This is a genomic window from Thermodesulfovibrio sp. 3462-1 (genome assembly GCF_040451425.1).
GTDB classification, from domain to species: Bacteria; Nitrospirota; Thermodesulfovibrionia; order Thermodesulfovibrionales; family Thermodesulfovibrionaceae; genus Thermodesulfovibrio; species Thermodesulfovibrio obliviosus.
Genome location: NZ_CP144374.1, coordinates 613,529 through 637,711 on the forward strand (window position 1 = coordinate 613,529; position 24,183 = coordinate 637,711).

A 24,183-nucleotide genomic window follows, 5' to 3' on the forward strand; every position below is an offset into this window, starting at 1 on the left:
TTTATCCTCCTATTTAAAAATTTGAATTCTTACTAAACCTTTCCCTATTGTCTGATTTCCACCAATTTGAAGGACCTCAGGACATCCTGATTCAAAGAATTCCAAAACTTTTTTTGCTTCCTCTTCAGGGGTATTTCCTTTTAGAACTCCTTTTGCCTCTTCTTTCTCAACCCTTACCGGTGAGGCCATAGCAAGGGAATAAAGAATTGTATCCTGAGGTAAATACTCCTCTGTCCAGAGAGCACCTGATGCAACAGTTCCAGTTTTGTTATCTATTTTTGTCCTTGTGATTATTTCAGTAGATGTCTTAACAAATTGGGTAAAATCATCATTAGAAAGGATTACAAGGTCTTTTTCAAGTTTTTTCCGCCAGAATTTGTATGGGGCATTTGTGTTTGTATCTGGAAAAATTTTTTCAGAAAGAAACTCCGCTATTTTGGAAGTTGTTTCAGATTCTCTTACTTCAAAAGTGTATTCTTCAAGAACTACCTTTGACTCAATACAAATATTTGTTTGTTGAGGCAAAGTATTTTCTAAAGTTGAAAAATCAATATTGAGTTCATTTGGAATTTCCCTGGCAAGCCTTAGATCTTCCTTAAACCTTTCTAAAACCATAGGACAAGTAATCCAGGCAAAGACCCCTTTTAGTGACTTTACAGGAAATAACAGAATCCTTGCATCAGTAAAGGCAAGGGCGCCAGCATGAGCTTCTCCATCTTCAGGACCAAAGATATTGTTAATTGCTTGTTGGTACAAAATTAATTTATTTCCGTCTCTGTCAGTGTTTTCTACTTCTTTACCATTTTTCTTTTCCCTCCAAATCTCTTCAATATTTTTAAACTCTTTTTTCAGACAACCTATAACTTCATTATTTAATAAACGATATTGCTTATTCTGTTTGTCTAATGTTAATTGACTTTCAAACGCCTCTCTTATACACCCTTTCAGCCCCGATGCCTCAATCTTTGGAAAGTCGGTGTACCTTTCTCTTTGTATTGGTAAATCAACAAGTCCTAATTCTCCACCACTACCCGGATGAAGAGGTGTTTCTGCTATGATAAAAAATAGTTTAATTTTTTTAAACATGGCTTACCTCCTTTTTTACTGGTAAAATAGTTTTTTCTCTATCTTTAATAATTGGGTAATTTCTTTTAAATTGTTCTATATATTTAGAATGGTCAAATTTTTCATATACAAAATCATAAATTATAATTGATGTCACTTCACCTATAGGCGAGAGGTTAAAAGAATATAAAAGTCTAATATGTGTTTCATTTGTTGATTTAAAAATAAAAACTCCTTCTTCTTCATCAATTACTGGTCCATGTCTTAAATCATTCTGATCTGTCAAATTAATAATCTTTTTGATACATGATGACTTATTCTTTTCATTTTTTAAAAAAGTTTTTAGCCTTCCATATAATTCTCTTACAGCATTTTCTATTCTTCTTTTATGTGGTTGAGGAAGTTTAAAATATTGCGACTGCGTAGGAATATACACTATTATATTCTTTTGGTAGAGTTGCCAGAAAATTTTACCAATTGGATTTAACTCTGCAAGCTGAAGTTGGTTATCTATCCAGATTAAAGATTTTAATTCTTCATAAAATTGATCATATTCAGAATAATCCTTTTTAAATTCATTTAATTGATCTATACCTTTTTCAAATTTTTCAAGTATATGAGAATATTTTTCAAAGATCCCCCAATTTATACTTATTGGTGTAGGAGAAATTTTTATCAGTGCATCTGTGTCTTCAAAAATGTAATAAATTGGACATCTGTTAATCTGACCAAGGATTGTTAAATATGGAATGGTTGCTTTATATCCACCAGTAATATTAATAATAACATTTTCCCAAGAGCCTTTTGAAATTTCGTCAACTTTCTTAATTAAATTACTCATTCCTTCCATGAATTCTCTTTTGTCCCAAATTTGAAGTTTAGGAATTTCTATTATTTTAACTTCGCAATCTTTAAATTCATCATAATATTGAGTTATAGCTTTTTGTAAAATTTCAGCAGCAAGACGACTTAAAGCGGTATCAGAATATAAGAGATGTATTTCAAAATCTTCATTGAGTTCTTCTTTTAATTTTATTAAACTTTTAATTTCTGCTGAGACATTTTGCTTATGTTTTTCAAACCATGTTCGGTCTAATCCTTTTTCAATATTTTTTCTTCTTTGCGATTCACTATCCAGATTTTGGGCGTTGATTTTGTTATTCTTGAGATGGTTATAGGCATTTTTAAAATTCGTATCATCATTTTTTTCAATATAATTTTCAAATAATGATGTTCCAACCATTGTGATTATCTTTTTCATAGTTTCACCTCTCCAACTAAACTTAATCCAAACCCATCCTCAGAGTTTATATCAGATATATTTTTTAAATGAAAAGCATCTTTAATCTTATCCGGCGTTGAATCATCTAAAATTTCAAAGTAATAAACGCTTCCAGCAGGAACTGCTTTGTACATTGGTTTTGGCTTTTTTCTTGCCAGATCCCAGCCACCAATTAAAACAAATTTCCCAATTGCACAAGCAATAAGTTTAAGTTTTATTCCATTAAATTCTCCTTCAAAACTACTTTCATCAATCCAATCAGGAAGCCAACCTTTTTTAAATATTGCTGGTATTGCGAAATAAATCTTAAACCTTCTGTTTTCAAACTTAAATTTTACATTTTGCAAGCTTTCCATAAGGCTATTTTGAATTTTTTCTATTTGTGCTGTTTTACCTTCCCCACCAAGCTGAATCAATCCTTTTTCTGGATAATTGTTTATACCTTCAATTTCAATATATAAACTTGCTTTTTTATCAAGCCTTATCATTGGGATTCTGTATAGATATCCCTCTTCGGATGATAATGTTTTTCTACTTCTTTTTATTCCTGTTTTTAGCTCTTTGGTAAATAATTTGTCTTTTTCTGTATTTTCTGTATATTTTGTATAATTGGTTATTTCCTTTCCTTCTAAATAATCCTTTAATCTATCTCTATCAAGCAACTCATCTGCTTCCTCTAACTCGGTATCACTTTTATTAACCAAACATTTTGCCAAGTTATAATCAGATATGAAAATTTCTGGCTTATTTACTAAATCAATATCATATAATTTTTCATCTTTTTTTCCTTTTTCTTTAAGCAAATCCTTCGGAACAGGGAAATATAAGATATCTTCTAAAGCAAGTAATGGACCCTTTATTTTCAAACTTCCTTTATTTTCAAGCGTTCCAAGTTCTTCTTTTAGTTCTCCTTTTTTAAATTTTTCTAAATTTCCCCATTCAAAAATAAGCCATGTTCTAATTGCTCCATAAACCGTTGATGGATATGGAGGAAAGACAGGATTTGCCCAGGTTTCAGCACCCATTGAAAATGGTCTTCCATCTCTAAAAAATAATGTATCGAGTGGTTTAATCTTATAAAACATCTATTCCCCCTTATTCATAAAACTTGCAATTTCAAGAAGATTTGTGAAGTTATCTATATCTTCTCCTGTCCGCCAGAAAAGTAATTTTGCTTTATTGTAGAATTTTTCAACAATTTCTTTTCGGCTCTTACTTTCACCATTATAAGCCCTTGTCAATAATCTTTTTAGTTCTGTGTTAAAAATCTCTCCGGTCAATCCGAAACTACCTTCTTTCTCTTTTATTTTTGCAAACTCCTGTTTTAATTTTTGTATAAATCCATCTGAGATATAATTTTTATTTTCTCTATTCATACAATCTTTTAAAGTTTTCAGAATTTCTGTTGTCAAATTTCCGTCAATCAACCATTCAGCAATACCAATCCTTTCTTCTCCAGATCTCTTCATAAGTAAAATGGCAAATTTATTTTTTTCTTCCTTCTTTGCTTCCTTTTTCATCTCAAATACCTTATCAATCACAATCTTTAATGGCTCCTTATAATGGGCAATAACCACCCCCATTGAACAGGTTGCCTTTTTACCCATGGTTAAATAGTAAACCCCGTCTTTCAGAACAAAACCAGAAGTATTACTCATATCTACTTCTATATTGCCATTTTCAAATTTTATCTGTCCTGAAAAAGCCCATCTTAATTTTTCCATTACATCAAATAAATCTCTTAAATTAACAAAAGCTAAAACATCATCACCACCAGCATAAATGAGTTTCCCAAGATGCTCCTTTTCAACAATTTTCTTTACAAATTCAATTGCATAATTTCTTAATGCTGTTGATATGGCGGAATGAATAGCCGGTGTTAAAATCTTTTTGGGAACATATTTTTCTAATTCTTTTTTAAATTCTTCGGGCAATCTTTCCCATACCTCTGAGTTATAAGCATGTTGAATCTCTGGCAACAATTCCCCCGAAAGCCATCTTCCCATATTGTCTCCATCAAGATAAAGGATTGCATAGTAAGGGCTTGGTTTCTCAACTTTATCTGTAATTTTCTTTAACTTCTCCTTTAATTCTTCTATTTCCTTTGTATTAATATCAATTCCTTCCTTTTCAGTATAATTTTCTTCATAAAACCACGAACCCTCAAGGTTCTCTGTAATTTTGTTTTCTAATTTTGGCAGAGGTTTGACTTTTAAGTAATCCTTTTTCGCCAATTCGTGAAACCTTTTTACAAACTTATAAAATTCATCTTTCGCATTTTCGATTGCCTTTTCTTTAAAATCAGCACTTGCAACCTCTGCAGTTGAAGGAAAAGAGAAATCTTTAAAGGCATCGCTTACTTTTTCTTTTAGATGAATATCAAAAGTTCTCTTTAACAAGCATAAAGAGCAAAGCCCTTCTCCATCGGAAAGATATTTCTCACTTATTTTTTTAGTAAGGTCTAATGCATCCGGATTGTATCTCTTAAATTTATCTTTGTTTTTGCTTTCCCAAAAGAAAACTACATTTCTTTCTCCACAAACTGAACATTTTCTTCCTGCTTCTGGATTTTGCCTAAATTCCCTCAAATTCTTTCTTGCTCCCATTGATTTTTCTAAAGCAGTGTAAAGAAGTTGATAGAGAAAGCCGATATTCGGTTCATATTCACCTTTATCTTTCCCAAAATCCCATAATTCCTGCCAATTTTTTAATTTTTCATCTGTAAAAAAATCCTTCAAATCTTCTTTATAAAATTTTTTAACTTTTTTATCTTCACCTTTTTCATCTTTTTCCAAAACTTCAATTATACCCAAATCCCTATCTCCTTTTCTCCAAGGAATAGCAACCCAGTAGATTTGAGGAAAGTCAGAAAGTTGATTATATACTATGTTTTTTTGACTATCATTTAAGCTTATTTTTAACTCTTTAAAAATTGTATCCCTTGCGGCAGTAATCTCGTCTTTAATTGCTTGTCTCATTTCATTTGCAAGGTTTTTTATCTCCGTTTCATCTGTTGTTTGAATTATCGCTACAAACCTGTTTGGAATCGTTGGTAAAGCAATATCTTTTAAATGTGGATTTTTAATTGATAGCCATTTTACCTTTTCGTTTTCAAGATACCAATCCATAAAAGGCTGCCTATACAAATCAGGATATATAATTGATGTTGGACCATATTTCTCTATAACGTTTTTCATAGCAACAAATGTCAAATAAGAAAGCATAAAACTTCCCATAAAGAAATCTTGCGTCTTTCTTGCTTGTGAGATAAAAGATTGAACAGGACCTATTGTGAAAAGGAAAAGTGAGTTGTTTTGCCCTTTGCTTTCTTGAGTTTTTTCTCTTAAAAAAACTGCGTTTATTGCCGTTGATATTTTTAGATGCTCCCATATTGAGTGATCAGGAAACCTTGTATATGCGGGAAGCAAAGGAATAAATTTTTTCAGATTCTCATCTGTTTTCTCAATGAGCTCTTCTAATAGATTTCTCCAGATTAAAAGTGATTTTTTTTCATCTTCTACAAATTTATATTCTTTTACTATCTCTTCTAAAATTTCTCTAATTTTTTTAATCGCCTGCTCAAATTCAATACCTTCAACTTTTATCTTTTCATCAGAAAGCGGATGCCTTATTTCTGTAAGTTTCTTTGACTTTGGAAGCGAACTTCTTTCCATACATGAAGCAATCTGGTCTGAATATTTTCCTTCCTCAATTCCTGAAACTCCAAAAATCTCTGCATACTCTTTTACCCTTCGCTCATGCGTAGGTATATCAAAAGGTTTATCTACTGGGTCGTGAAAGAATTTTTTAAGAAAATCATTATACCAACTCATCACTCAACCTCTCCTTTAATGTTTTATATAAATCTTCAAGAATTTTTACATATTTTGTCTTTATTTCTTCAAATATCTCTCTTGAAAACTCTGCTGAATATTCATGAACAAGTCTATTTCTTGTCTCTATCATCTCCATCCATGTTATTTCATCTTCAATCAAACCATTTATTTTTGCCTGTTTAAAACATTCTCTCGGATTTTTACAAATAATTCCTAAATCCTCGAGATAAATTCTTATCGCCTTCCATGAAAGTTCATAGCAAAGTTCAAACCTTTTTATCACTCCATCAATATCCAAGTCATCAACTGCTTTTTCTACCGCAATTTTTAGGTTTTGGATTGCTTTTTCAAAATCAAAAAATGTTCTTTTAACCCTTTCTCTCATAAATTATTATTCCTTCTCTTTCTATCTTTTCTTTAAGTTCTTTATTTGCTTTTTTTAAATCAACTATATCTATTGGAGCAATGATATCTATTCCACCTATGAATTTTCCGCTCTCAACTGCAATATCAATATCTGCGTTTCTATGAGCATCTCCTCTTGCCCTTGAACCGAAAAGAATTATCTTTTTAGGTAAAATTTGGTTTTCTATCTTATGAATAATATTATTTAAAATTTTTGGCTGTGATAAAATATATTCCTTACCTTTATTTTTTAATTCATTCCAGAATTCATCAATGAGTTTATAATCTGGTTTTTGAATCCTACTACCAGCTTTTATAATTGTTCCTTCTTCTAAGAACTCACTTGATAAGCGTATAACAAGCCAAGCAAAACCATTTATTGTTTTAATTAATTTAAAAATTAATGGAGATGACCGACGATTTATTTTTATGTTCCCTTTTTCAGCAATGGCATGTTTTCTTGGTAATCCAAAGACTGCTGTATCTAAAACATTAGATTTATGTTCTTTCCTAAAATCTAAATAAATCTTGCCTATATTATTTAAAGCATCTTTCCAGTTAGGAAATAGCTGGTTGGAGATAATTATTCTTGAAAAAGATAGATTTGAATATTCTGAAACAAAATTTGAAGGAAGGCCTCCTCTTACGATTTCAAAACATTTATGAAGATTTCCCTTTAACCAATTGAAAATTTCATCTGAACTGCTTCCTTTGGGGATAAAATTAATTCCATATGTCTCACCTTCTATCTTTTTTACAATAATATTTCCTCCACCTCTTCTTGCCCTTGTTCCAAAACCACCAAGATAAATTGATGCCCAGAGAGAGGCAATAGCATTTTTGAAAGATTTTTCATCAAAGGAGGATAGCTCTATATTAAATTCAAATCCATCTTTTATAAATTTTCTTTCCTGTCTTGGCAAAACCGTTGAATAAAGTAAATATCCTATTCCAGCATCCTTCCCTGCCAATGATTGAGTATCTTTATCAAAGTGCCAATCTAAACCATAGTCATTTTTTAAATTCCATCCAATGAACTGATGGGCTCGCTGAGGAATCACTTTTATCCTTACCTTGCTTTTTCCTTCCTTCTCTCCTGTCCCACCGAAAATCTCTGCCTCTTCTTTTTTCAATTTATCAATATCACTTTCAGCCCTTATTGCCCTCCACCAAAACCTCATCATACCTTTAAATTCAGATGGTCTTAACTCAGGAGTTCTACTATCCGCTCCTGCTATAAACATTGGCGTTATGACTTGGCATAAAAGACTACATCTGTTCATTTGCTCACCTCCTTACATTCACACTATTAACATATTTTACAATATCCTCCACCATTAACCATCCACCATAGCAATCTTTGTCATCTTCTTTCAGATATCCTTTTCTTTCCACTGCAGCAGAAATATTGCAGAGTTTTAATATGTGATGAATTAAATATGCCTGAAGCCTTCTTTGATGCTGTTCTAACAGCCTGCAACCTTTAGCCCAGACTCTTAGATCTCTTGCCATATCTTTTAAATCCGCAACTTTAAGACTTTTTGCTTCATTTGGAAAATATTTTTTATCCAATTTATCTATTTCTTTATGCCAATCTATATTTCCATCAAAGTCAGCTATTCCATCAACAATCGCTTGTACATCAGGTCTCTCGATATTATCTCCAAGAAGTCCGCTATCAGTATGATGAATTGCTATAGCAAAAATTACTGCATTTTTTAAATTTTCATCTACATCTTCATTTGTTAATTTTTTATAAAGAAACCCTGCACCAATTGGAGCATGAGATGGAAGCTTTTTATTTGTACGTAAATTTTCCTGCCATTTTTTTGTCAGTTTCCCAAGGTCGTGAAACAAAACTATCTGTTTTAATATATCTTTGCAGACAGATGCATCTCTTAAATTAAAAATCCTTAAAATTGTCTTTTCAAATAAAGGATAAATTACTTCGAATTTCTCTAATGCTTTTTCAATGTGATCAGTATAGCTTTCATCTGGAGCACTTTTAAATAAAATATGATGTGTCATTTTTCACTCCTATGTTTTCATCATAATCATTTTTCTCAAGAATATACTTGCTAAATGGGGTAATTTTTCTTATCTCTTCAAAATACCATTTTTTAGAATCAATGTCATATTTAACCTTGTATTTTAAGATTTTATTTTCAAAAAGCATCCATGCTACACCTATGTCAACATCTATTGAATTTTCTTTAAAATTAGTATTGTTAATGCTGTCTTGGATTCTATCCTTTTCTTTTACCTTCTCCAATAGAAAAGTCAACCACAACTAAGGTTACTGGTTTGCTATTTCTTACCTGAATGTTTTCTGGTTTTCTATCAGCATATAAAACGCATTCATACAAATCAATTAAACGTATCTCTTGCCTCATAATCGCTTGCTTTATAATCAAGGGTTTCGTTGACAAAACGGCAGACCTCTAAAAAATGGCGAATTGGGATATCGCCATGCTGGACTTTAACAGTAATGTGTGGAGAAATTTTTTCAGCATATTTTTTAATTCTCTCTGCGATACTATTTACAAGAACTCTCATCGGCAATACATAAATCATACAAGGTGCTATTTCAAACTTATTATTGATAAATTGTGATAAAAAGGGCACTAAAACTGCTTCTGTTTTTCCAGAGCCTGCTGGAGCTTTAAACAGAATTGGAAGATTTCCTTGATATATTTCCTCCGACACTTTAATTTGAAACTCATAAGGCTTAAATCCAAAAATTTTCTGGAAAACTTCCATTCTCAACTTACTTCCTTCATTTTCCTTTTTTACTTTAAATCATATCAAAGTCTCTCCCTCTGTATCAATCCCATGGAGGGGATGAGGCTTAATTTTGCTTCAATTCATTCTTTATCTTTTCTTTCGCTTCTCCATACCTCTATACATCCAAAGCCAAGGGAGTTTTTTGCGCCAATGCCTGCTTCAAAAGCCATTGTAAAAAGTTCTTCTGGAAGATTGAGTTCAAATACTCCATCCCATCCCTTTATCACTGTGTTTTTGTAAATAACGATCCTCTGGTCTTTTGAGTTTACTTTGTAAGGTTTTATTGAGCCTTCCAGTATTGTGCTTCCTCGCCATGTTCTTAGCTTTCTTTGCAAATTTTTAATTAACAATTTTTCAAACTCTTTTTCAAAGGGACAGTAATAGTAGGTTTTTCTTTTTCCATTAGCGGTTTCAAGGGTGCTATAAACAGTGATAGGTGAAAGAGTTTTAACATAGATTCTGTCTTTGTAAGCAGGTGGTCCTTCTACCTGTACTGATGATAAAATCATGTTTTCACTGCCAATTCTTAATGTGCCAGCTTTAAGCAGAGTCATTGCAAAGGATTGAATAAAATCATTAAACGGAGATGAGATAATTAGACTTACATTGCCATACAAGTATATCTTACCTTCTTTTACATGGGCTTTTTCAGAGGGAATAAGCCTTGAAAAGGTAAAAAATTTCATCCTTCGTTGTGTCTCAGGGTCTTTAAAGCCTCTGTCATGAAGATTTTCTCCAATATGAGATTCAAGATGATGATATATAAATCCCTGAATGATTTCGTTGTAATGGCAGGGTAGGGTGATAAAGGATTTTTCAGGATGATAGAATTTAATTTTAAGTCGCATTTTTACCTCTCTAATTCATTTGAGTTTAATTTATTTGAGACTGTTTAAAAACTTGAAATTTCCTGAAAATAATGTTTTTTTCATTTATTCTCCTTCTGGTTTGTATTCAATGTAGGGTTTTATATCAAGAATCGGAGTTCCATCATACATATCAAGTCTTCTTACTTTGATTATGTTATCTCTTACATCAATAACTTCAAGCACAGAAAGTCCTATTGGATTTGGTCTGTGAGGTGAACATGTGCTGAAAACCCCTCTTGTTTCGTTTAAATGCGGTGGCTTCTGAATAAGTTTTTCAGGGCTGAATGCAGGAGATTTGTGAAAGCAAAATATGACAACTATTTTATCTCCTGCCTTTATATCCCTTAATCCAGGCTGATACTCTGGCTTAATAACAATCTCTCCTTCCACATCAGAGACACTCCAGTGTCTTGGAAGGCTTTCTGCTTTAGTTTTTACATACCCAATTGGTTTGAACTTATACTCTTTCATAAATCTTCTGAAGTCTGTTCAAACATTAAAAATTTAGTTTAAGTATATCATTTTTTTACCATTTTCAACAACTTCAATGACAATTCTTAATCTCATTTTATGACTTTAAAGATTAATTATTTTTGTGATAATATAGTTCTATTAAATGATTGAGAACTGGATCAGTGAAATAAAAAGACATCCTGAAAGCAGTTCCATAGGAATGATTCTTATTCATAATGGAATTGTCAGAGCAACTTCTAAAAATGGAAAACCTGTGAGGGGTATGCGTCTTTCTTATAATGCTAAAAAGTTAAATATGCTCATTGAAGAGATTAAAAAGCAACAAGGAATTGTAGAGATTAAAGTCTGGATAAATGAGGGAGAATTAAAAATTGGTGATGATATAATGAAGGTGCTTGTGGCAGGCAGGCTTCGCACTGATGTTTTTCCTGCGTTACAGGAGCTTGTAAGTAAAATAAAAAATGAAGTTGTCAATGAAGAAGAGATTTTTTAAGTTTTTCATTTTCTTTTTACCTTTTTTACTTTTTGCTTGTATTCAGGAGATAGACCCTCTTTCTGGTAAGAAAGTTTACACTCTGCTTTCTACTGAGCAGGAGATATCCATTGGGCATCAGATCATTGCCTCTGCAATAAATGAAAATGATGGTTTATATCCTGACAGAGAAGTTCAGAACTATATAAGAGGGATTGGAGAAAAGATTGCTTCAATTACACCAAGAAAAGTTGATTACCGTTTTTATGTTGTAAACTCTTCTGAAATAAATGCTTTTGCCCTGCCCGGAGGACCGGTTTTTATAACAAGAGGGATTTTATTAAAAATGGATAAAGAAAGCGAACTCGTGGGAGTCCTTGCACATGAACTTGGACATATCAATGCAAGACATCATGCCAAATTTCTGGAAAAAACTTATGGAATGAATATTCTTTTAAACATTCTTGGCATAGCATTGCATGAAAGTAAATATGCTGATGCAGTAATGAGTCTTGCCCAGGTTTCATCAGGACTTCTTCAGCTTAAATTTAGCCGTGATCAGGAAAATGAAGCAGACTCTCTTGGGGTAAAATTCAGTTATCAGGCTGGCTATGATCCAGAAGGCCTTTTAAGCATGTTTGAAAAGTTCAAAGCAATGCAAAAGGGTGGAAATGTTGAATGGCTGAGCACTCATCCTCTGCCTGATACAAGAATAAAAAATGTTCAGCAAATGATTTCAAGACAGTATCCTGATTCTTATAGACTTAAGCAGGATAGCGAAAATTTTCATAGGATTCAATCAATTCTTAGATCTACTAAAGAATCTTATGATTATGTTGAAAGAGCAAAGAAATACATAAAATTCCATAATTACTCAGAGGCTTTAAGTCTTCTTGATAAGGCAATAGCAGTTTATGGAAGTAATCAGGCATACACTTATAGAGCACTTGTAAATTTAAATTTAAAAAGATACTCTGAAGCAATAAACGATGCTAATAGAGCTATACAGCTTGACAGTCTTTATTTCTATCCATTGCTTATAAAAGGAGTAGCTTTGACTCATACAGGAAGATGGAATGACAGTATAAATACTCTTGAAAAAGCTAAAAAATTAGTTAGTGAAAATCCTGATACATATTACTATCTTGGTGTTGATTATCAGGCAGTGGGAAATAGGGCTAAAGCTATAGAAAATCTCTCCACAGCACTGCAATTTACTGATGGAAAGCGTGGCTGGGAAGCAGATGCACAGAGGAGATTGAGAGTTTTAAGAGGATATTAAGGAGTGAACAATGAAAAGAGCGCATCTTTTTATAAGTGGAAGGGTTCAGGGAGTTTTTTACAGAGCATTCACACAGGAAGTTGCTCATTCTTTAAAATTAAATGGATGGGTGAGAAATTTAAGAGACGGAAGAGTTGAGGCAGTATTTGAAGGTGATGAGAATGCGATCTCTCATGCTATTCAAAGATGCAAGGAAGGACCGCCTTATGCAAGGGTTGACAATATTGAGATAATATGGGAAGAACCTGAAGGATTGAAGGGATTTGAAATAAGAAGAACAGCTTGACTAAACTAAAGTTTAAAAGTTTTAATAAATGCTAAAGAACAAGGGGTATCCCAATGAAAACACTCATTAAATTATTTGTTTTGATTGTTATTTTTTCTTTACTCCTTAGTTGTGGTGGGAAAGAGGCTATTAAAAAAGAAGAGTTTGATCCTGTAGTTTATCTAAAGAAAGCAGATGAACTTATAAGTAAAAAAGAGTATGAAGAGGCAAGAAAACTTCTTCTTGAAATAAAAAACAGAGAATCAGCAAAGGAGTATGCTCCTCTTGCTCAGCTCAAGATAGCTGAGTCGTATTTAAAAGAAGATGAACCTGAGCTTGCAATTACTGAATACAGAAGATTCCTGGAACTTTACCCTGAATCTACCTATGCTCCTTATGCTCAATACAGCATCGGAATGGCTTATTTCAGACAGATAGAAGGTGCTGAAAGAGGAGCAGGCACTGCTCAAAAAGCACTGAATGAATTTTTAAAGCTTGAAAAGATGTATCCAAGACATCCTTATGGAGAAATTCTTCCTTTGAGAATTCAGAAATGTAGGAACATTATTGCAGAGGGCGAGCTTTTAATTGGTAAATTTTATCACAAAAAAGGCTCTTATAAAGCTGCTATTGGAAGATTTGAGGGAATTTTGAAAAACTATCCAGATTTTAAAAATCTTGATGAAACTCTTTATTTACTTGCAGATTCATATAAAAATCTCAATATGACAGACATGGCAAAGCAGTATATTCAGCTTTTAAAGGAAAAATTTCCAGACAGTCATTTTGCAAAAAAAGCAGAAGGACTTAAAATTCAATAAATGGCTAAGCTTTTTCCAGCTTTTATTGACATAAAAGGTAAAAAGTGTGTTGTAGTTGGGGGTGGTAGGGTTGCTGAAAGAAAGATAAAAACACTGCTTCATTATGGAGCAAGAATAACACTAATAAGTCCTGAAATTAACGAGAACATAAGAAAAATCGTTGAAAAAGGTCAGATAGAGTATATAAAAAAGCAATTCAGTAAAGAAGACATTGATGATGCGATTTTAGTTGTGGCTGCTACATCAGATGAGAAACTTAATGCTCAGATAGTAAAGAATGCTAAATTTTTGGTAAACTGTGTCACTGCTACAGATGTCTCAGAAATTGGCGGTTTGTTGTATAATGTTCCAGCAATTTTTAATAAAGCAGATTTAACCATAGCTATTTCTACTGATTTTCCCGCATTGAGTAAACTTCTCAGGGATGAAATCTCAAAATCATATGGCAAAGAATTTGCATTATATTTGAGATATCTTAAAAAGCTTAGAAAAGAAATTCAGAAAAAAATCCCTGAAACTAAAAGAAGGCAGGAAATTTTTAAAAAAATTGCTTCAAAGAAAATTGTGTCAATTTTGAAACAGTATGGTTTTAAAAAAGCAAAACAGGAGGTTGAAAAAATCCTAAATGAAATTTAAGGTAGCGGTGATAGGTGCTGGATATTTTGGACAAAGACATATAAAAATGCTCACTCAGATGCCTGATGTGGAGATTGTTGGTATTGTAGATAAAGATGTAGAAAAAGCTAAAGAAGTTGCACAGCAGTATAAATTGAAATATTATGTTGATTATGCGGATTTATTGAAATTTACTCCTATTTTTTTTGTTGTAACACCAACAATAACTCATTTTGATATAGGAATGGATTTAATAAAACATGGTAAAGCAATTTTTATAGAAAAGCCTTTAACTGGAAGACCTGTTTTTGCAGAGATGCTTCTTGATGAGGCAAAAAAAAGAGATGTAATAATTCAGGCTGGATTAATAGAAAGATATAATCCTGTAGTGAAAACTTTCTTTGAACATTTGAAAGAACCTTTTTTTATTCAAACAAAAAGAGTATCTCCTTTTGTTGGAAGGGCCACTGATACAGATGTTACTTATGATCTTATGATACATGACCTTGATTTAATATGGATGATGCTTAAAAAATCTGGAGATTTTGAGTTGACAGATATAAAAGTATTTACCCAGAGTATTATAACTTCAAGGATTGATTATGCCTCTGTCTGGATGGAGTTTGAGACACAGAAAGGAATTACTAAAGCTCATCTTACAGCAAGTAGAGTTTCCTCGGAGTTTTGCAGAGAAATCTCTGCTGTGCAGCAAAATAGTGTAATTTATGCTGATTTGATAAATAAAAAATTAAAAGAAGTTGATAAAGATGGTAAGATTAATGAAATTCCTGTGCATAATGTAGACAGTCATCCTTTATATGAGGAAATAAGAGATTTTTTAAACTCAGTAAAACAAAAAAAGTTTTCTCAACAGGCAGCATCTCCTCAGGAAATAATTGAAGTGCTCAAAATAATAGATAAAATAAACGAAGGGAGATAGGATGAAACCATTTATTGACTTGCAAACACAATACAGAAATATCAAAGATGAGATTATCACATGCATAAATGAAATTCTTGAAAGTTCCCATTATATTCTTGGCAAAAATGTAAAAGCCTTTGAAGAGGAAGTCAAATCATATCTTGGTGTAGCAGATGCAATTGGAGTTGCCTCAGGCACAGATGCCCTTCATCTTGCTCTTAAAGCTTTAGACATAGGTTATGGAGATGAAGTAATAACAACTCCTTTTACTTTTTTTGCCACAGTTGAAGCTATTCTTTATGTGGGAGCAAAGCCTGTTTTTGTTGACATTGAAGAGGATACTTACAATATTGATCCTGAGAAAATTGAAGAAAAGATTACTCCAAGAACAAAGGCAATTATTCCAGTTCATATATTCGGAGCTCCAGCAGATATGATAAAGATAAATGAAATTGCCAGGAAATACGACTTAAAAGTAATTGAAGATGCTGCACAGGCTTTTGGCGCAAGAATTGGAAATAAAAAAGTAGGAAGTTTTGGTGATGCTGGTTGTTTTAGTTTCTATCCAAGCAAAAATCTCGGATGTTTTGGTGATGGTGGAATGGTTGTTACAAACGATATGAAAATAGCAGAAAAAATAAAGATACTCAGAAATCATGGTTCCAGAGGAAGATATCTTCATGAAACCATTGGTTTAAATTCAAGGCTTGATGAAATTCAAGCAGGAATTTTAAGGATTAAAATGAAGCATATAGAAGAATACAACGAGCAAAGAAGAAAAAAAGCATTTCTTTACACTAAACTTTTAAGTGATGCTGTAATAACGCCGAAAGACAAGGATAATTTCTATCATGTATATCATCTTTACAGTATTCGATCTTCAAAGAGAGATAAAATAAAAGAAACTTTATCAAATCATGGAATTCCTTCAGTAGTTTACTATCCTCAACCAATGCATTTGCAGAAAGCCTTAAATTTTCTTGGTTATAAAGAAGGGGACTTACCTGTTGCAGAGGCTGTAGCAGGAGAGATTCTTTCTTTACCAATGTATCCTGAACTTCCCGATGAGGAAGTTTATGAAATATCACAGATTATATTGAGATGTCTGCAAAACTCTTAATAGTTGCAGGTGAATCATCAGGAGAGCTTTACGGTTCTTTGCTTGCTTCATATCTTAAAGAAAAATTTGAACTTATTGGAATAGGCGGTAAATACATGGCTCAATCTGGAGTGAAGCTTATCGGAGAGATTACCCATTCTTTTGGTGGCTTTGAGGTGCTCGGACATATAAAAAAAATAAGAAAAAATATGGAAGCTGCTACAAAAGCCTTGAAAGAAGTTCAGGGTGTTATATTAATTGATTTTCCTGATTTTAATCTTACTCTTGCCAAAAAAGCTAAGGAAATGGGAAAAAAGGTTCTTTATTATGTGAGTCCTCAGATTTGGGCATGGAGACATGGAAGAATAAATATCATCAGGAAAGTTGTTGATTTTATGGCTGTTGTTTTACCATTTGAAGAAACTATATATAAAAAAGCAGGTGTTCCTGTGAAATTTGTTGGTCATCCTATGTTTGAAGCTATGATAGAGGAATTGCCAGATGAAGAACATACACAGTATAGAAAATTTTTAAGAGAAAAATACGGAATTAGTCAGGATACAGTAGTCACATTAATGCCTGGTAGCAGACCTTCTGAAATAAAGAGAAAAATGCCTTTAATGTTAGAACTTATAAAGATTTTCCCTTCCTACCATTTCATAATTCCAAAAGCACCAAATATTGAATTCAGTGAAAGCACTCTTAAGAAAATCACATCTTCAGGAAATGTAACAATTTTGAAAGAAAAATCCTTTACTGCACTGGCAATGAGCGATGTTGCAGTAATTACATCAGGCACATCCACACTTCAGGCAACTTTGCTTAAAATTCCTATGGTTGTTATTTATAGGTTAAATCCTCTATCATACGTTATTGGTAAAGCTATCATTAAAGGCGTGAAACACATTACTTTGCCTAATGTTATTGCTGATTTTATGAATCTGGGCGATGTTAGAGTGCCTGAATTTATTCAGAAGTTTGATACGAAAATAATCGCAGAACAGGTTAATCTTTTACTTTATGACAATGCTTACAGAGAAAAGATTATTAATTTTCTTGACAGCATCAGAAAATATTTTGTCGGGAAAAAAGCTTCCCTGGAAGTTTCGGAGATATGCAAGCAACTTTTTTAATTTACAGTTTTTTATATTTAGTCGCTCTAATGTTTCTGCTTCCTTTTGAATACTTTAAAAGACCTGTTTCTTTAAGAAAAAGATGGATAAGGGAAAAATTCGGATTTTTTAAAAAAAATGACAAGATTGAAGTATTCAAGCCTAAAATATTGATTCATGCGGTCTCAGTTGGAGAAGTAGTGGCTGTATCAAGGATGATTAAAGAGCTTTCCAGTAAGTATGAGATAATTCTAAGCACAATCACTGACACTGGACAGAAGATAGCTCAGGATAGATTTAAGAATCACAATGTGAAGGTAATTTATATACCTTTTGACATTCCATTTGCAATTAATAAAACTTTAAGACATTTTAAGCCTGTTGCACTGATTCTCACTGAAACAGAACTTTGGCCTAATTTGATAAGAATCTCTTCTAAAAAAATTCCCGTAATCCTTGTAAATGGAAGAATGAGTGATAAATCTTTTAACGGCTATAGTAAGATTAAGTTCTTCATTAAGTCTTTACTTAAACGATTGACTCTACTGTGTGTTCAGGAAGAGAGATACAAGGAGAGATTTTTAAATATTGGTGCAGAGGAACAAAAAATCCATGTGACAGGGAATATGAAGTTTGACATTGAGTTAAGGGAGATTCACTTTCCTTGGGAAAATGCTATTGAACAACCTGTTATCCTTGCGGGAAGCACCCATGAACCAGAAGAGGAGATTATTTTAGATGCTTTCCTCAAGCTTAATATTACTGGCACTCTTATAATTGCACCAAGACATCCAGAAAGATTTGAAGTAGTTGAAACTCTTATAAAGAGAAAAATTGCTGAGTCAAGTAAAGAAATCTCTTTTTCAAAATTAAGTGAAATGCCTTCTGTCTTCAGTGTTAAACCTTTAGCCTATGTTGTCCTTGTTGATCAGATGGGAATACTTGGCAGTCTTTATCGTATCTGTGATATTGCAATTATAGGAGGAAGTTTTATTGCCCATGGAGGGCAAAATCCTCTGGAGCCAGCTTATTGGAGGAAACCTATAGTCTGCGGTCCCTTTATGCATAATTTTCCATTCATAGAAGAATTTTTAAATCACAAAGCATGTATAATGATTGATAAAGCCTCTTTACCAGAAATTTTGAAAGAATTAGCAGAAAATTCAGAACTAAGACAGACAATAGGTAATAGAGCCTATCAACTTTTTTTGAATAAATCAGGTGCAACAGAAAAAACCTTGAGGCTGATTGAGAAAGTTATTCCTTAGCAAGTTTTTCAAGTAGGGAAAGTTTATCAGTCTGTCCTATTACAATCAATGTGTCTCCTTCTTTAATAAGAGTTTGCGATGTTGGATTGAATTTCATTCTTCCATCTGCTCTTTTTATTCCAAGTATGATGACTCCAATGTCCCTTCCTATACCACTCTGGGCAATTGTTTTTCCGACAAGACCTGAACCTGAAGAAACTTTTATTTCTTCTATCTGAATCTCAATATGTTCAGAACGGGTTGCAAATTCAATAAAATCCACTACAGTAGGTCTCAAAATTGTATGGGCAATTCTAAGTCCACCGATAAAATAAGGAGATACTACTTTGTCTGCTCCAGCTCTCTTAAGTTTAGATTCTGCTTCTTTATCAATTGCCCTTGCTACTATAAATAGATCAGGGTTTAATTCCCGTGCACTTAAAACTACATAAAGATTTTCTGCATCTGATGGCAGAACTGTAATAAGTCCCTTAGCTTTTTCTATCCCTGCAGACTTTAAAACATCGTCATGCGTTGCATCACCTTCTACATATACAAATTCTTCATCTTCAGGGAGATTAATTTTATTTTTTTCAATAACTACAACTGGCATATTATTAGCCTTAAGTTCTTTAACTATAATGCTTCCCATTCTTCCATAGCCACATACAATGTAATGTTGTGCTAATCCATCAATTTTTTTTCTCATTCTTCTTTTTTTGAAAACCTCCTTTATTTCTCCTTCAATTATTATTTTAGCTCCTGTGGTAAGACTATAGGTAAAGATTCTAAAACCATTCAATATAAGAATAATTGTAAAAATTTTACCAGGCTCATCAAGGTCTTTAACTTCTTTAAAACCAACTGTTGCGAGAGTAATTACAGTCATATAAAATGCATCAATAAACTTCATATCTTCAATAATCATATATCCTGCTGTTCCGAAAACAAGCACTGCAATGATAAGAAGTAAAATCAAAACAAATTTCCTGCGAATGAGATTCATTATAATACCTTTCTTCTTTCTGAACCAAACATTATGGTTCAAAGCATGGGTGATATTTACGATGATAAGTTAAATGAAGTCTTCTGAAAAAATCAAGACTCAGGATTAAGTGAAAAATACGGAATTTAATTTGGAGTTAAATAGCTTTTTCCCACAATTGACTATTTATAGCACAAGTCTATTATAATTATCTATTCTAACTCTAACTTAAGGAGATTGTTATGGATGAGAAAACCTTATCAAATTTAATAAGAGAGGCAGTAAGACAGGAAATCAATCTTTTAAAAAATGAATTAAAGGAAGAGCTTAAAAATTTTGCAACGAAGGAAGATCTGAAAGCCTTTGCAACGAAGGAAGATCTGAAAGCCTTTGCAACGAAGGAAGATCTGAAAGCCTTTGCAACGAAGGATGACCTGAAAGCCTTTGCAACGAAGGAAGATCTGAAAGCCTTTGCAACGAAGGATGACCTGAAAGCCTTTGCAACGAAGGAAGATCTGAAAGCCTTTGCAACGAAGGAGGACCTGAAAGCCTTTGCAACGAAGGAAGATCTGAAAGCCTTTGCAACGAAGGAAGATCTGAAAGCCTTTGCAACGAAGGAAGATCTGAAAGCCTTTGCAACGAAGGAGGACCTGAAAGCCTTTGCAACGAAGGATGACTTTCTTGAGTTTGAAAGGCGGTTAAGTGATGCTATTGAAAAAATAAGAGAAGGAGTAAGGCTTTATTTGTATGAATTGGAGAGACAGATTGTTGAGATAAAAAGTAAATTAAGATTCTATGACTTTGATTTTATAGCAAGACAGAATGACACGATGATAAAAATTTTAAAGGATCTTTATGAGGAAAAAACGGTCATATCAAATAAACTTAAAGAACATGAAACCAGATTAGAAGAGATTGAGGTTATGTTAAAGAGTTCTTAAGAATGTTTTTTTCTCTAAGTATAGGAGTGGGAGGAAGTAAAAGTGGAACTGGTAAGACCCTTTTCATAGAAAGTTTTATAAAAATATTAAAAAAACAATTTCCTGCTCAAATCAATATTATTGCAGTAAAATATACAAAAACATCTCTCTATTCCTCAATTATTAAAGAGCCTTCAATTATTGAAACAGAAGGAAAAGACACATCAAGGATAAAAAAAGCTGGAGCAGACTATGTTTACTTGGTAAAGGCTACAGAAAATGATTTACCAGAGATTGCTGAAAGGTTAAAAAAGGAGTTTTTGGGTCATATATACCAGAATGATAAAAAAAGGGTTGTTTTCATTATTGAGGGGAATTCTCTGGTAAGAATTATGCAGCCTGATGTTATAATATTTCTTAAAGGTCAAAATGATGAGCACATAAAACCTTCAGGTAAAGCTATTTTAGAGATAGCTGATATAGTTATTGAAGGAAAATACTCTATGGAGGAAGTTATGGAAGAGATTGAAACAATTCAGCAAAGAAAACTCATTGAAAAGCTTCTTAAAGAAAGAAGCAATAGCGGAAAGATTACATGTGCAGAAGCAAGAAAGATTGCTGAAGAAATAGGAGTTCCCTATATTGAAGTTGGAAGAGCAGCGAATGAACTCAATATAAAAATCCGTAAGTGTGAGCTTGGCTGTTTCTGATGGGAACAGTATTTTTTGAACTCGCTCTCACTTTTTATTTCGCTGGCTTTCTTTTAAGTCTTGCCGGAATTATTAGAAAAAAGGACGACCTTGACAGAGCTGTTTTTTTACTGAGCATGGGAGGTTTCACTCTTCATACGGTTTATTTTGCTATAAGATACATAAAATCAGGACAAGCGCCTGTTTTTTCAATGCATGAGGCGATCTCATTTTTTGCATGGAGCATTCTTTTAATATCTCTCTGCATTAGATTTTCATACAAAGCAAGGGTTTTAAATTTTGGAGTGATTCTGATTTTTACCTTCATGTTTGTAAGTGCTTTTTTCCCGAGAAACATTCCTTTTATTAAGCCTGAGTTAAAAAGTCTTTTAATTGATATTCATGCTTTGATGGCTGTTTTTGGCATAGCTTTATTCAGCATGGCATTTGTTTTCAGCGTTCTTTATCTTATTCAGGAAAGAGCAATAAAATTCAAAAAATTTGGAGGGCTTGATAGAATTCTTCCAAGTCTTGAGGTTCTTGACAAAATAAACTATCGTCTTATATTCTGGGGATTTCCCATTTATACCTTTGCCATTGTCTTAGGTATGATTAAATATATCAATTTACTTGGTTTTCATTTTGATCCGAAGGAAATATGGAGTTTCTTGATATGGATTGTTTATCTTACTATTTTTTATTTTAGAGTAAAAGAAGACTGGAGAAAGAAAAAAGCAGCCTATCTTACAATAATAGGTTTTCTTCTTGTTATATTTGGCTTTTTTGGTATAAATCTTTTAACAGAGAGTTTTCATAAAAGGCTATGAACCTGATAGTTTTAGGATTGAATCATAAGACAGCCCCTGTTGAGATAAGAGAAAAGCTTGCCTTTAATACACAGGAAAGTATCAGAGAAGGATTAAAGAGATTAATTCAGACTGAGGGTATTAATGAGGCTGTAATCTTTTCAACATGTAACAGGGTTGAAGTTTATGCTTACTCTAACGAGGGAAATGAAAAAATTATAGAAAACATTAAGCATTTTCTTTCAGTGTTTCACCATATTCCAGTAAAAGATTTTGAAAAGTATCTTTACATTTACACTGACAGAGATGCAGTAAGTCATCTTTTCAAGGTTGCATCAAGCCTCGACTCAATGATTGTTGGAGAACCCCAGATTACAGGACAGGTGAAAGACTCTTATGAGATAGCACTTTCAGAGAGGGCTACTTCTTTAATACTCAATCATTTAATGAATAGGGCACTTTTTACTGCTAAAAGGGTGAGAAATGAAACGAGAATTGGAGAAAATCCTGTTTCTGTAAGCTATGCAGCAGTAGGACTTATTAAGAAAGTTTTTGATGAGCTTTCAAAGAAATCCATTCTTCTTGTGGGAGCTGGTGAGATGGCAGAGCTTGCAATGCGTCATCTCATAGGAAGCGGAATAAAAAATGTTTATGTTACAAACAGAACATATGCCCGTGCAGAAGAGCTTGCAAGAGAGTTCAGTGGCAGTGCAGTTGCATTTGAAAACCTTAAAGAGCAGATTGCGAGGTGTGACATTATCATATGTTCCACTGGTGCTCCCAATTATGTCATAACAGAGCAGATGATTAAAGAAGTTATGCCTTTAAGGAAGTATAAACCTTTGTTTTTAATTGACATATCAGTGCCAAGAAATATTGACCCTGCCTGCAATAATCTGGACAATGTTTATCTTTACAACATAGACGACCTTCAGGATGTGGTGGACTCTAACATTCTTGAAAGAAAAAGAGAGGCAGAGAAAGCTTTAAATATTGTAGATGAAGAAACAGAAAAGTTCTTTCAGTGGCTTAATTCACTTCAAAGCGTGCCAGTTATTGTTTCAATCAGAAATAAGGCTGAACAGATAAGGCAGGAAGAGCTTAAAAAATTCAAATCCCGTTTTAAAGAGCTTCCGCCAGAGGTTTTATCTTCTGTGGATTATCTCACTCAAAGTATAATAAACAAGATAATGCATTCTCCAACAGTGGCATTGAAAAATAACTGTGATAGCAATGAAATTCTTATTTTTGCAGCAAGGAGGTTATTTGGACTTGACAGTGACGAGGAATAAGTTAGTCATTGGAACACGGGGCAGTAAACTTGCACTCTGGCAGGCAAACTGGGTTAAGGAAAAGCTTGAAAATCTTTATCCAGAATTAAGGATTGAGATAGAAAAGATTAAAACAACAGGAGATAAAATTCTTGATGCATCTCTGGCAAAAATTGGTGGCAAAGGCTTGTTTGTAAAGGAGATAGAAGAGGCATTGCTTTCAGGTAGAGTTGACATCGCAGTTCACAGCATGAAAGATGTTCCAGTAGAGATTCCAGAAGGATTACATATTTCTGCCATATGTGAAAGAGAAGACCCCAAAGATGCCTTTATAAGCATTAATGGGAAATCTTTAAAAGAGCTTGAGAAAGGAGCTGTTGTTGGAACAAGCAGTCTCAGAAGAAGTGTTCAGCTTAAAGCATTAAGAGGTGATTTAAATATAGCTTCCCTGAGAGGCAATGTGGATACAAGATTAAGAAAGCTTAAAGAAGGCAAATTTCATGCAGTTGTCCTTGCAATGGCTGGATTAAAAAGAATGGGTTTTGAGCACATGGTTACAGAGCCTCTTTCAGAGGATTTAATGATTCCTGCCGTAGGTCAGGGAGCAATCGGTATTGAAACAAGAATTGATGATGATTTTGTAAATGAAATTATAAAACCCCTTAATCATGAAGAGACAGCAATCTGTGTTCTTGCAGAGAGAGCATTTTTATCTGTTGTGGGAGGAGGATGTCAGGTTCCTCTTGCCTGTCATGCAAGAATAGAGAAACTTCAGTCTTCAGCCTTAAGCCTGAAAATAACTGCAATGATAGGTGATCCTGAAGGTAAAATGCCTATAATAAGAGGCTTTCGTCAAGGAAACATGTCTCAGGCTCAAAATCTTGGAGTAGAACTCGCAAAAGAACTACTTGAAAGGGGCGGAAGCAGGATACTTGAGAAAATAGGAGTTTCATGAAACTTAT

General features: G+C 33.1%; 27 protein-coding genes. 14 read left to right on the top strand and 13 right to left on the bottom strand.

What is annotated here, in order from left to right; genetic code table 11:
* Positions 1–9: 9 nt before the first annotated feature.
* The 12 genes from cmr4 to tsaA form a co-directional block, all read right to left on the bottom strand.
* Positions 10–1,086: a type III-B CRISPR module RAMP protein Cmr4 gene (cmr4, locus tag V4D31_RS03080; protein ID WP_353686779.1), complete on the bottom strand. Its 1,077-nt coding sequence runs from the start codon at positions 1,084–1,086 to the stop codon at positions 10–12.
* The gene (locus tag V4D31_RS03085; protein ID WP_353686780.1) at positions 1,079–2,326 is read right to left on the bottom strand and encodes a putative CRISPR-associated protein; all 1,248 of its coding nucleotides are present in this window, start codon (positions 2,324–2,326) and stop codon (positions 1,079–1,081) included. The genes cmr4 and V4D31_RS03085 overlap by 8 nt, the downstream gene beginning before the upstream one ends.
* Positions 2,323–3,432: a type III-B CRISPR module-associated protein Cmr3 gene (gene cmr3, locus V4D31_RS03090; protein ID WP_353686781.1), complete on the bottom strand. Its 1,110-nt coding sequence runs from the start codon at positions 3,430–3,432 to the stop codon at positions 2,323–2,325. Before cmr3 ends, V4D31_RS03085 begins: the two co-directional genes overlap by 4 nt.
* Positions 3,433–6,180 (bottom strand): type III-B CRISPR-associated protein Cas10/Cmr2, encoded by a 2,748-nt coding sequence (cas10, locus tag V4D31_RS03095; protein WP_353686782.1) that lies wholly within the window; start codon positions 6,178–6,180, stop codon positions 3,433–3,435.
* The gene (locus tag V4D31_RS03100; RefSeq protein ID WP_353686783.1) at positions 6,167–6,568 is read right to left on the bottom strand and encodes an HI0074 family nucleotidyltransferase substrate-binding subunit; all 402 of its coding nucleotides are present in this window, start codon (positions 6,566–6,568) and stop codon (positions 6,167–6,169) included. The genes cas10 and V4D31_RS03100 overlap by 14 nt, the downstream gene beginning before the upstream one ends.
* Positions 6,552–7,871 carry a type III-B CRISPR module RAMP protein Cmr1 gene (gene cmr1, locus V4D31_RS03105; RefSeq protein ID WP_353686784.1) on the bottom strand — a complete coding sequence of 440 codons (1,320 nt, stop codon included), beginning with the start codon at positions 7,869–7,871 and terminating at the stop codon, positions 6,552–6,554. The genes V4D31_RS03100 and cmr1 overlap by 17 nt, the downstream gene beginning before the upstream one ends.
* 4 nt (positions 7,872–7,875) lie before the next feature.
* Positions 7,876–8,616: a CRISPR-associated endonuclease Cas3'' gene (locus V4D31_RS03110; RefSeq protein ID WP_353686785.1), complete on the bottom strand. Its 741-nt coding sequence runs from the start codon at positions 8,614–8,616 to the stop codon at positions 7,876–7,878.
* Complete coding sequence (locus tag V4D31_RS03115; protein WP_353686786.1) at positions 8,594–8,860, bottom strand: hypothetical protein; 267 nt, start codon at positions 8,858–8,860, stop codon at positions 8,594–8,596. The genes V4D31_RS03110 and V4D31_RS03115 overlap by 23 nt, the downstream gene beginning before the upstream one ends.
* Complete coding sequence (locus tag V4D31_RS03120; RefSeq protein WP_353686787.1) at positions 8,835–8,981, bottom strand: hypothetical protein; 147 nt, start codon at positions 8,979–8,981, stop codon at positions 8,835–8,837. The genes V4D31_RS03115 and V4D31_RS03120 overlap by 26 nt, the downstream gene beginning before the upstream one ends.
* A complete protein-coding gene (locus tag V4D31_RS03125; protein ID WP_353686788.1) occupies positions 8,956–9,348 on the bottom strand; it encodes a DEAD/DEAH box helicase in 393 nt (130 codons plus the stop codon). The genes V4D31_RS03120 and V4D31_RS03125 overlap by 26 nt, the downstream gene beginning before the upstream one ends.
* Positions 9,349–9,452: 104 nt before the next feature.
* Positions 9,453–10,220: a CRISPR-associated endoribonuclease Cas6 gene (cas6, locus tag V4D31_RS03130; RefSeq protein ID WP_353686789.1), complete on the bottom strand. Its 768-nt coding sequence runs from the start codon at positions 10,218–10,220 to the stop codon at positions 9,453–9,455.
* Positions 10,221–10,304: 84 nt separating this feature from the next.
* On the bottom strand, positions 10,305–10,712 hold the full coding sequence (gene tsaA, locus V4D31_RS03135) for a tRNA (N6-threonylcarbamoyladenosine(37)-N6)-methyltransferase TrmO (protein ID WP_353686790.1): 408 nt from the start codon (positions 10,710–10,712) through the stop codon (positions 10,305–10,307).
* Positions 10,713–10,857: 145 nt separating this feature from the next.
* Between tsaA and V4D31_RS03140 the strand changes: the two genes are divergently transcribed.
* The 9 genes from V4D31_RS03140 to V4D31_RS03180 are packed head-to-tail and all read left to right on the top strand — an operon-like array spanning position 10,858 to position 18,571.
* Positions 10,858–11,208, top strand: a complete 351-nt coding sequence (locus tag V4D31_RS03140) for a molybdenum cofactor biosynthesis protein MoaE (protein WP_353686791.1) — start codon at positions 10,858–10,860, stop codon at positions 11,206–11,208.
* A complete protein-coding gene (locus V4D31_RS03145) occupies positions 11,189–12,469 on the top strand; it encodes a M48 family metalloprotease (protein ID WP_353686792.1) in 1,281 nt (426 codons plus the stop codon). Before V4D31_RS03140 ends, V4D31_RS03145 begins: the two co-directional genes overlap by 20 nt.
* Before the next feature lie 10 nt (positions 12,470–12,479).
* Complete coding sequence (locus tag V4D31_RS03150; RefSeq protein ID WP_353686793.1) at positions 12,480–12,755, top strand: acylphosphatase; 276 nt, start codon at positions 12,480–12,482, stop codon at positions 12,753–12,755.
* A 53-nt stretch (positions 12,756–12,808) separates the two neighbouring features.
* Positions 12,809–13,555, top strand: a complete 747-nt coding sequence (locus V4D31_RS03155; protein WP_353686794.1) for an outer membrane protein assembly factor BamD — start codon at positions 12,809–12,811, stop codon at positions 13,553–13,555.
* Entirely contained in the window at positions 13,556–14,191 is a 636-nt protein-coding gene (locus V4D31_RS03160) for a bifunctional precorrin-2 dehydrogenase/sirohydrochlorin ferrochelatase (RefSeq protein ID WP_353686795.1), read from the top strand.
* On the top strand, positions 14,181–15,110 hold the full coding sequence (locus tag V4D31_RS03165; protein WP_353686796.1) for a Gfo/Idh/MocA family oxidoreductase: 930 nt from the start codon (positions 14,181–14,183) through the stop codon (positions 15,108–15,110). Before V4D31_RS03160 ends, V4D31_RS03165 begins: the two co-directional genes overlap by 11 nt.
* A gap of 1 nt (position 15,111) precedes the next feature.
* Entirely contained in the window at positions 15,112–16,212 is a 1,101-nt protein-coding gene (locus V4D31_RS03170; protein ID WP_353686797.1) for a DegT/DnrJ/EryC1/StrS family aminotransferase, read from the top strand.
* Positions 16,194–17,324: a lipid-A-disaccharide synthase gene (gene lpxB, locus V4D31_RS03175; RefSeq protein WP_353686798.1), complete on the top strand. Its 1,131-nt coding sequence runs from the start codon at positions 16,194–16,196 to the stop codon at positions 17,322–17,324. Before V4D31_RS03170 ends, lpxB begins: the two co-directional genes overlap by 19 nt.
* A 29-nt stretch (positions 17,325–17,353) precedes the next feature.
* A complete protein-coding gene (locus tag V4D31_RS03180) occupies positions 17,354–18,571 on the top strand; it encodes a 3-deoxy-D-manno-octulosonic acid transferase (protein ID WP_353686799.1) in 1,218 nt (405 codons plus the stop codon).
* On the opposite strand, the gene V4D31_RS03185 is transcribed toward V4D31_RS03180, so the two are convergent.
* Positions 18,561–19,556 (bottom strand): potassium channel protein, encoded by a 996-nt coding sequence (locus V4D31_RS03185; protein ID WP_353686800.1) that lies wholly within the window; start codon positions 19,554–19,556, stop codon positions 18,561–18,563. The genes V4D31_RS03180 and V4D31_RS03185 overlap by 11 nt on opposite strands.
* A gap of 221 nt (positions 19,557–19,777) precedes the next feature.
* Between V4D31_RS03185 and V4D31_RS03190 the strand changes: the two genes are divergently transcribed.
* The 5 genes from V4D31_RS03190 to hemC are packed head-to-tail and all read left to right on the top strand — an operon-like array spanning position 19,778 to position 24,176.
* Entirely contained in the window at positions 19,778–20,476 is a 699-nt protein-coding gene (locus V4D31_RS03190; RefSeq protein ID WP_353686801.1) for a hypothetical protein, read from the top strand.
* A 2-nt stretch (positions 20,477–20,478) separates the two neighbouring features.
* Positions 20,479–21,165 carry a molybdopterin-guanine dinucleotide biosynthesis protein MobB gene (locus V4D31_RS03195; RefSeq protein ID WP_353686802.1) on the top strand — a complete coding sequence of 229 codons (687 nt, stop codon included), beginning with the start codon at positions 20,479–20,481 and terminating at the stop codon, positions 21,163–21,165.
* Entirely contained in the window at positions 21,165–21,971 is an 807-nt protein-coding gene (locus tag V4D31_RS03200; RefSeq protein ID WP_353686803.1) for a cytochrome c biogenesis protein, read from the top strand. The genes V4D31_RS03195 and V4D31_RS03200 overlap by 1 nt, the downstream gene beginning before the upstream one ends.
* Entirely contained in the window at positions 21,968–23,242 is a 1,275-nt protein-coding gene (gene hemA, locus V4D31_RS03205; protein WP_353686804.1) for a glutamyl-tRNA reductase, read from the top strand. The genes V4D31_RS03200 and hemA overlap by 4 nt, the downstream gene beginning before the upstream one ends.
* Positions 23,229–24,176, top strand: coding sequence for a hydroxymethylbilane synthase (hemC, locus tag V4D31_RS03210; RefSeq protein ID WP_353687077.1), 948 nt, complete (start codon positions 23,229–23,231; stop codon positions 24,174–24,176). The genes hemA and hemC overlap by 14 nt, the downstream gene beginning before the upstream one ends.
* Positions 24,177–24,183: the final 7 nt, after the last annotated feature.

Coding starts and splice junctions, on each gene's coding strand:
- cmr4 (WP_353686779.1), bottom strand. CDS start 1,086: ATGTTTAAAAAAATTAAACTATTTTTTATCATAGCAGAAACACCTCTT.
- V4D31_RS03085 (WP_353686780.1), bottom strand. CDS start 2,326: ATGAAAAAGATAATCACAATGGTTGGAACATCATTATTTGAAAATTAT.
- cmr3 (WP_353686781.1), bottom strand. CDS start 3,432: ATGTTTTATAAGATTAAACCACTCGATACATTATTTTTTAGAGATGGA.
- cas10 (WP_353686782.1), bottom strand. CDS start 6,180: ATGAGTTGGTATAATGATTTTCTTAAAAAATTCTTTCACGACCCAGTA.
- V4D31_RS03100 (WP_353686783.1), bottom strand. CDS start 6,568: ATGAGAGAAAGGGTTAAAAGAACATTTTTTGATTTTGAAAAAGCAATC.
- cmr1 (WP_353686784.1), bottom strand. CDS start 7,871: ATGAACAGATGTAGTCTTTTATGCCAAGTCATAACGCCAATGTTTATA.
- V4D31_RS03110 (WP_353686785.1), bottom strand. CDS start 8,616: ATGACACATCATATTTTATTTAAAAGTGCTCCAGATGAAAGCTATACT.
- V4D31_RS03120 (WP_353686787.1), bottom strand. CDS start 8,981: ATGAGGCAAGAGATACGTTTAATTGATTTGTATGAATGCGTTTTATAT.
- V4D31_RS03125 (WP_353686788.1), bottom strand. CDS start 9,348: ATGGAAGTTTTCCAGAAAATTTTTGGATTTAAGCCTTATGAGTTTCAA.
- cas6 (WP_353686789.1), bottom strand. CDS start 10,220: ATGCGACTTAAAATTAAATTCTATCATCCTGAAAAATCCTTTATCACC.
- tsaA (WP_353686790.1), bottom strand. CDS start 10,712: ATGAAAGAGTATAAGTTCAAACCAATTGGGTATGTAAAAACTAAAGCA.
- V4D31_RS03140 (WP_353686791.1), top strand. CDS start 10,858: ATGATTGAGAACTGGATCAGTGAAATAAAAAGACATCCTGAAAGCAGT.
- V4D31_RS03145 (WP_353686792.1), top strand. CDS start 11,189: ATGAAGAAGAGATTTTTTAAGTTTTTCATTTTCTTTTTACCTTTTTTA.
- V4D31_RS03150 (WP_353686793.1), top strand. CDS start 12,480: ATGAAAAGAGCGCATCTTTTTATAAGTGGAAGGGTTCAGGGAGTTTTT.
- V4D31_RS03155 (WP_353686794.1), top strand. CDS start 12,809: ATGAAAACACTCATTAAATTATTTGTTTTGATTGTTATTTTTTCTTTA.
- V4D31_RS03160 (WP_353686795.1), top strand. CDS start 13,556: ATGGCTAAGCTTTTTCCAGCTTTTATTGACATAAAAGGTAAAAAGTGT.
- V4D31_RS03165 (WP_353686796.1), top strand. CDS start 14,181: ATGAAATTTAAGGTAGCGGTGATAGGTGCTGGATATTTTGGACAAAGA.
- V4D31_RS03170 (WP_353686797.1), top strand. CDS start 15,112: ATGAAACCATTTATTGACTTGCAAACACAATACAGAAATATCAAAGAT.
- lpxB (WP_353686798.1), top strand. CDS start 16,194: ATGTCTGCAAAACTCTTAATAGTTGCAGGTGAATCATCAGGAGAGCTT.
- V4D31_RS03180 (WP_353686799.1), top strand. CDS start 17,354: ATGTTTCTGCTTCCTTTTGAATACTTTAAAAGACCTGTTTCTTTAAGA.
- V4D31_RS03185 (WP_353686800.1), bottom strand. CDS start 19,556: ATGAATCTCATTCGCAGGAAATTTGTTTTGATTTTACTTCTTATCATT.
- V4D31_RS03190 (WP_353686801.1), top strand. CDS start 19,778: ATGGATGAGAAAACCTTATCAAATTTAATAAGAGAGGCAGTAAGACAG.
- V4D31_RS03195 (WP_353686802.1), top strand. CDS start 20,479: ATGTTTTTTTCTCTAAGTATAGGAGTGGGAGGAAGTAAAAGTGGAACT.
- V4D31_RS03200 (WP_353686803.1), top strand. CDS start 21,165: ATGGGAACAGTATTTTTTGAACTCGCTCTCACTTTTTATTTCGCTGGC.
- hemA (WP_353686804.1), top strand. CDS start 21,968: ATGAACCTGATAGTTTTAGGATTGAATCATAAGACAGCCCCTGTTGAG.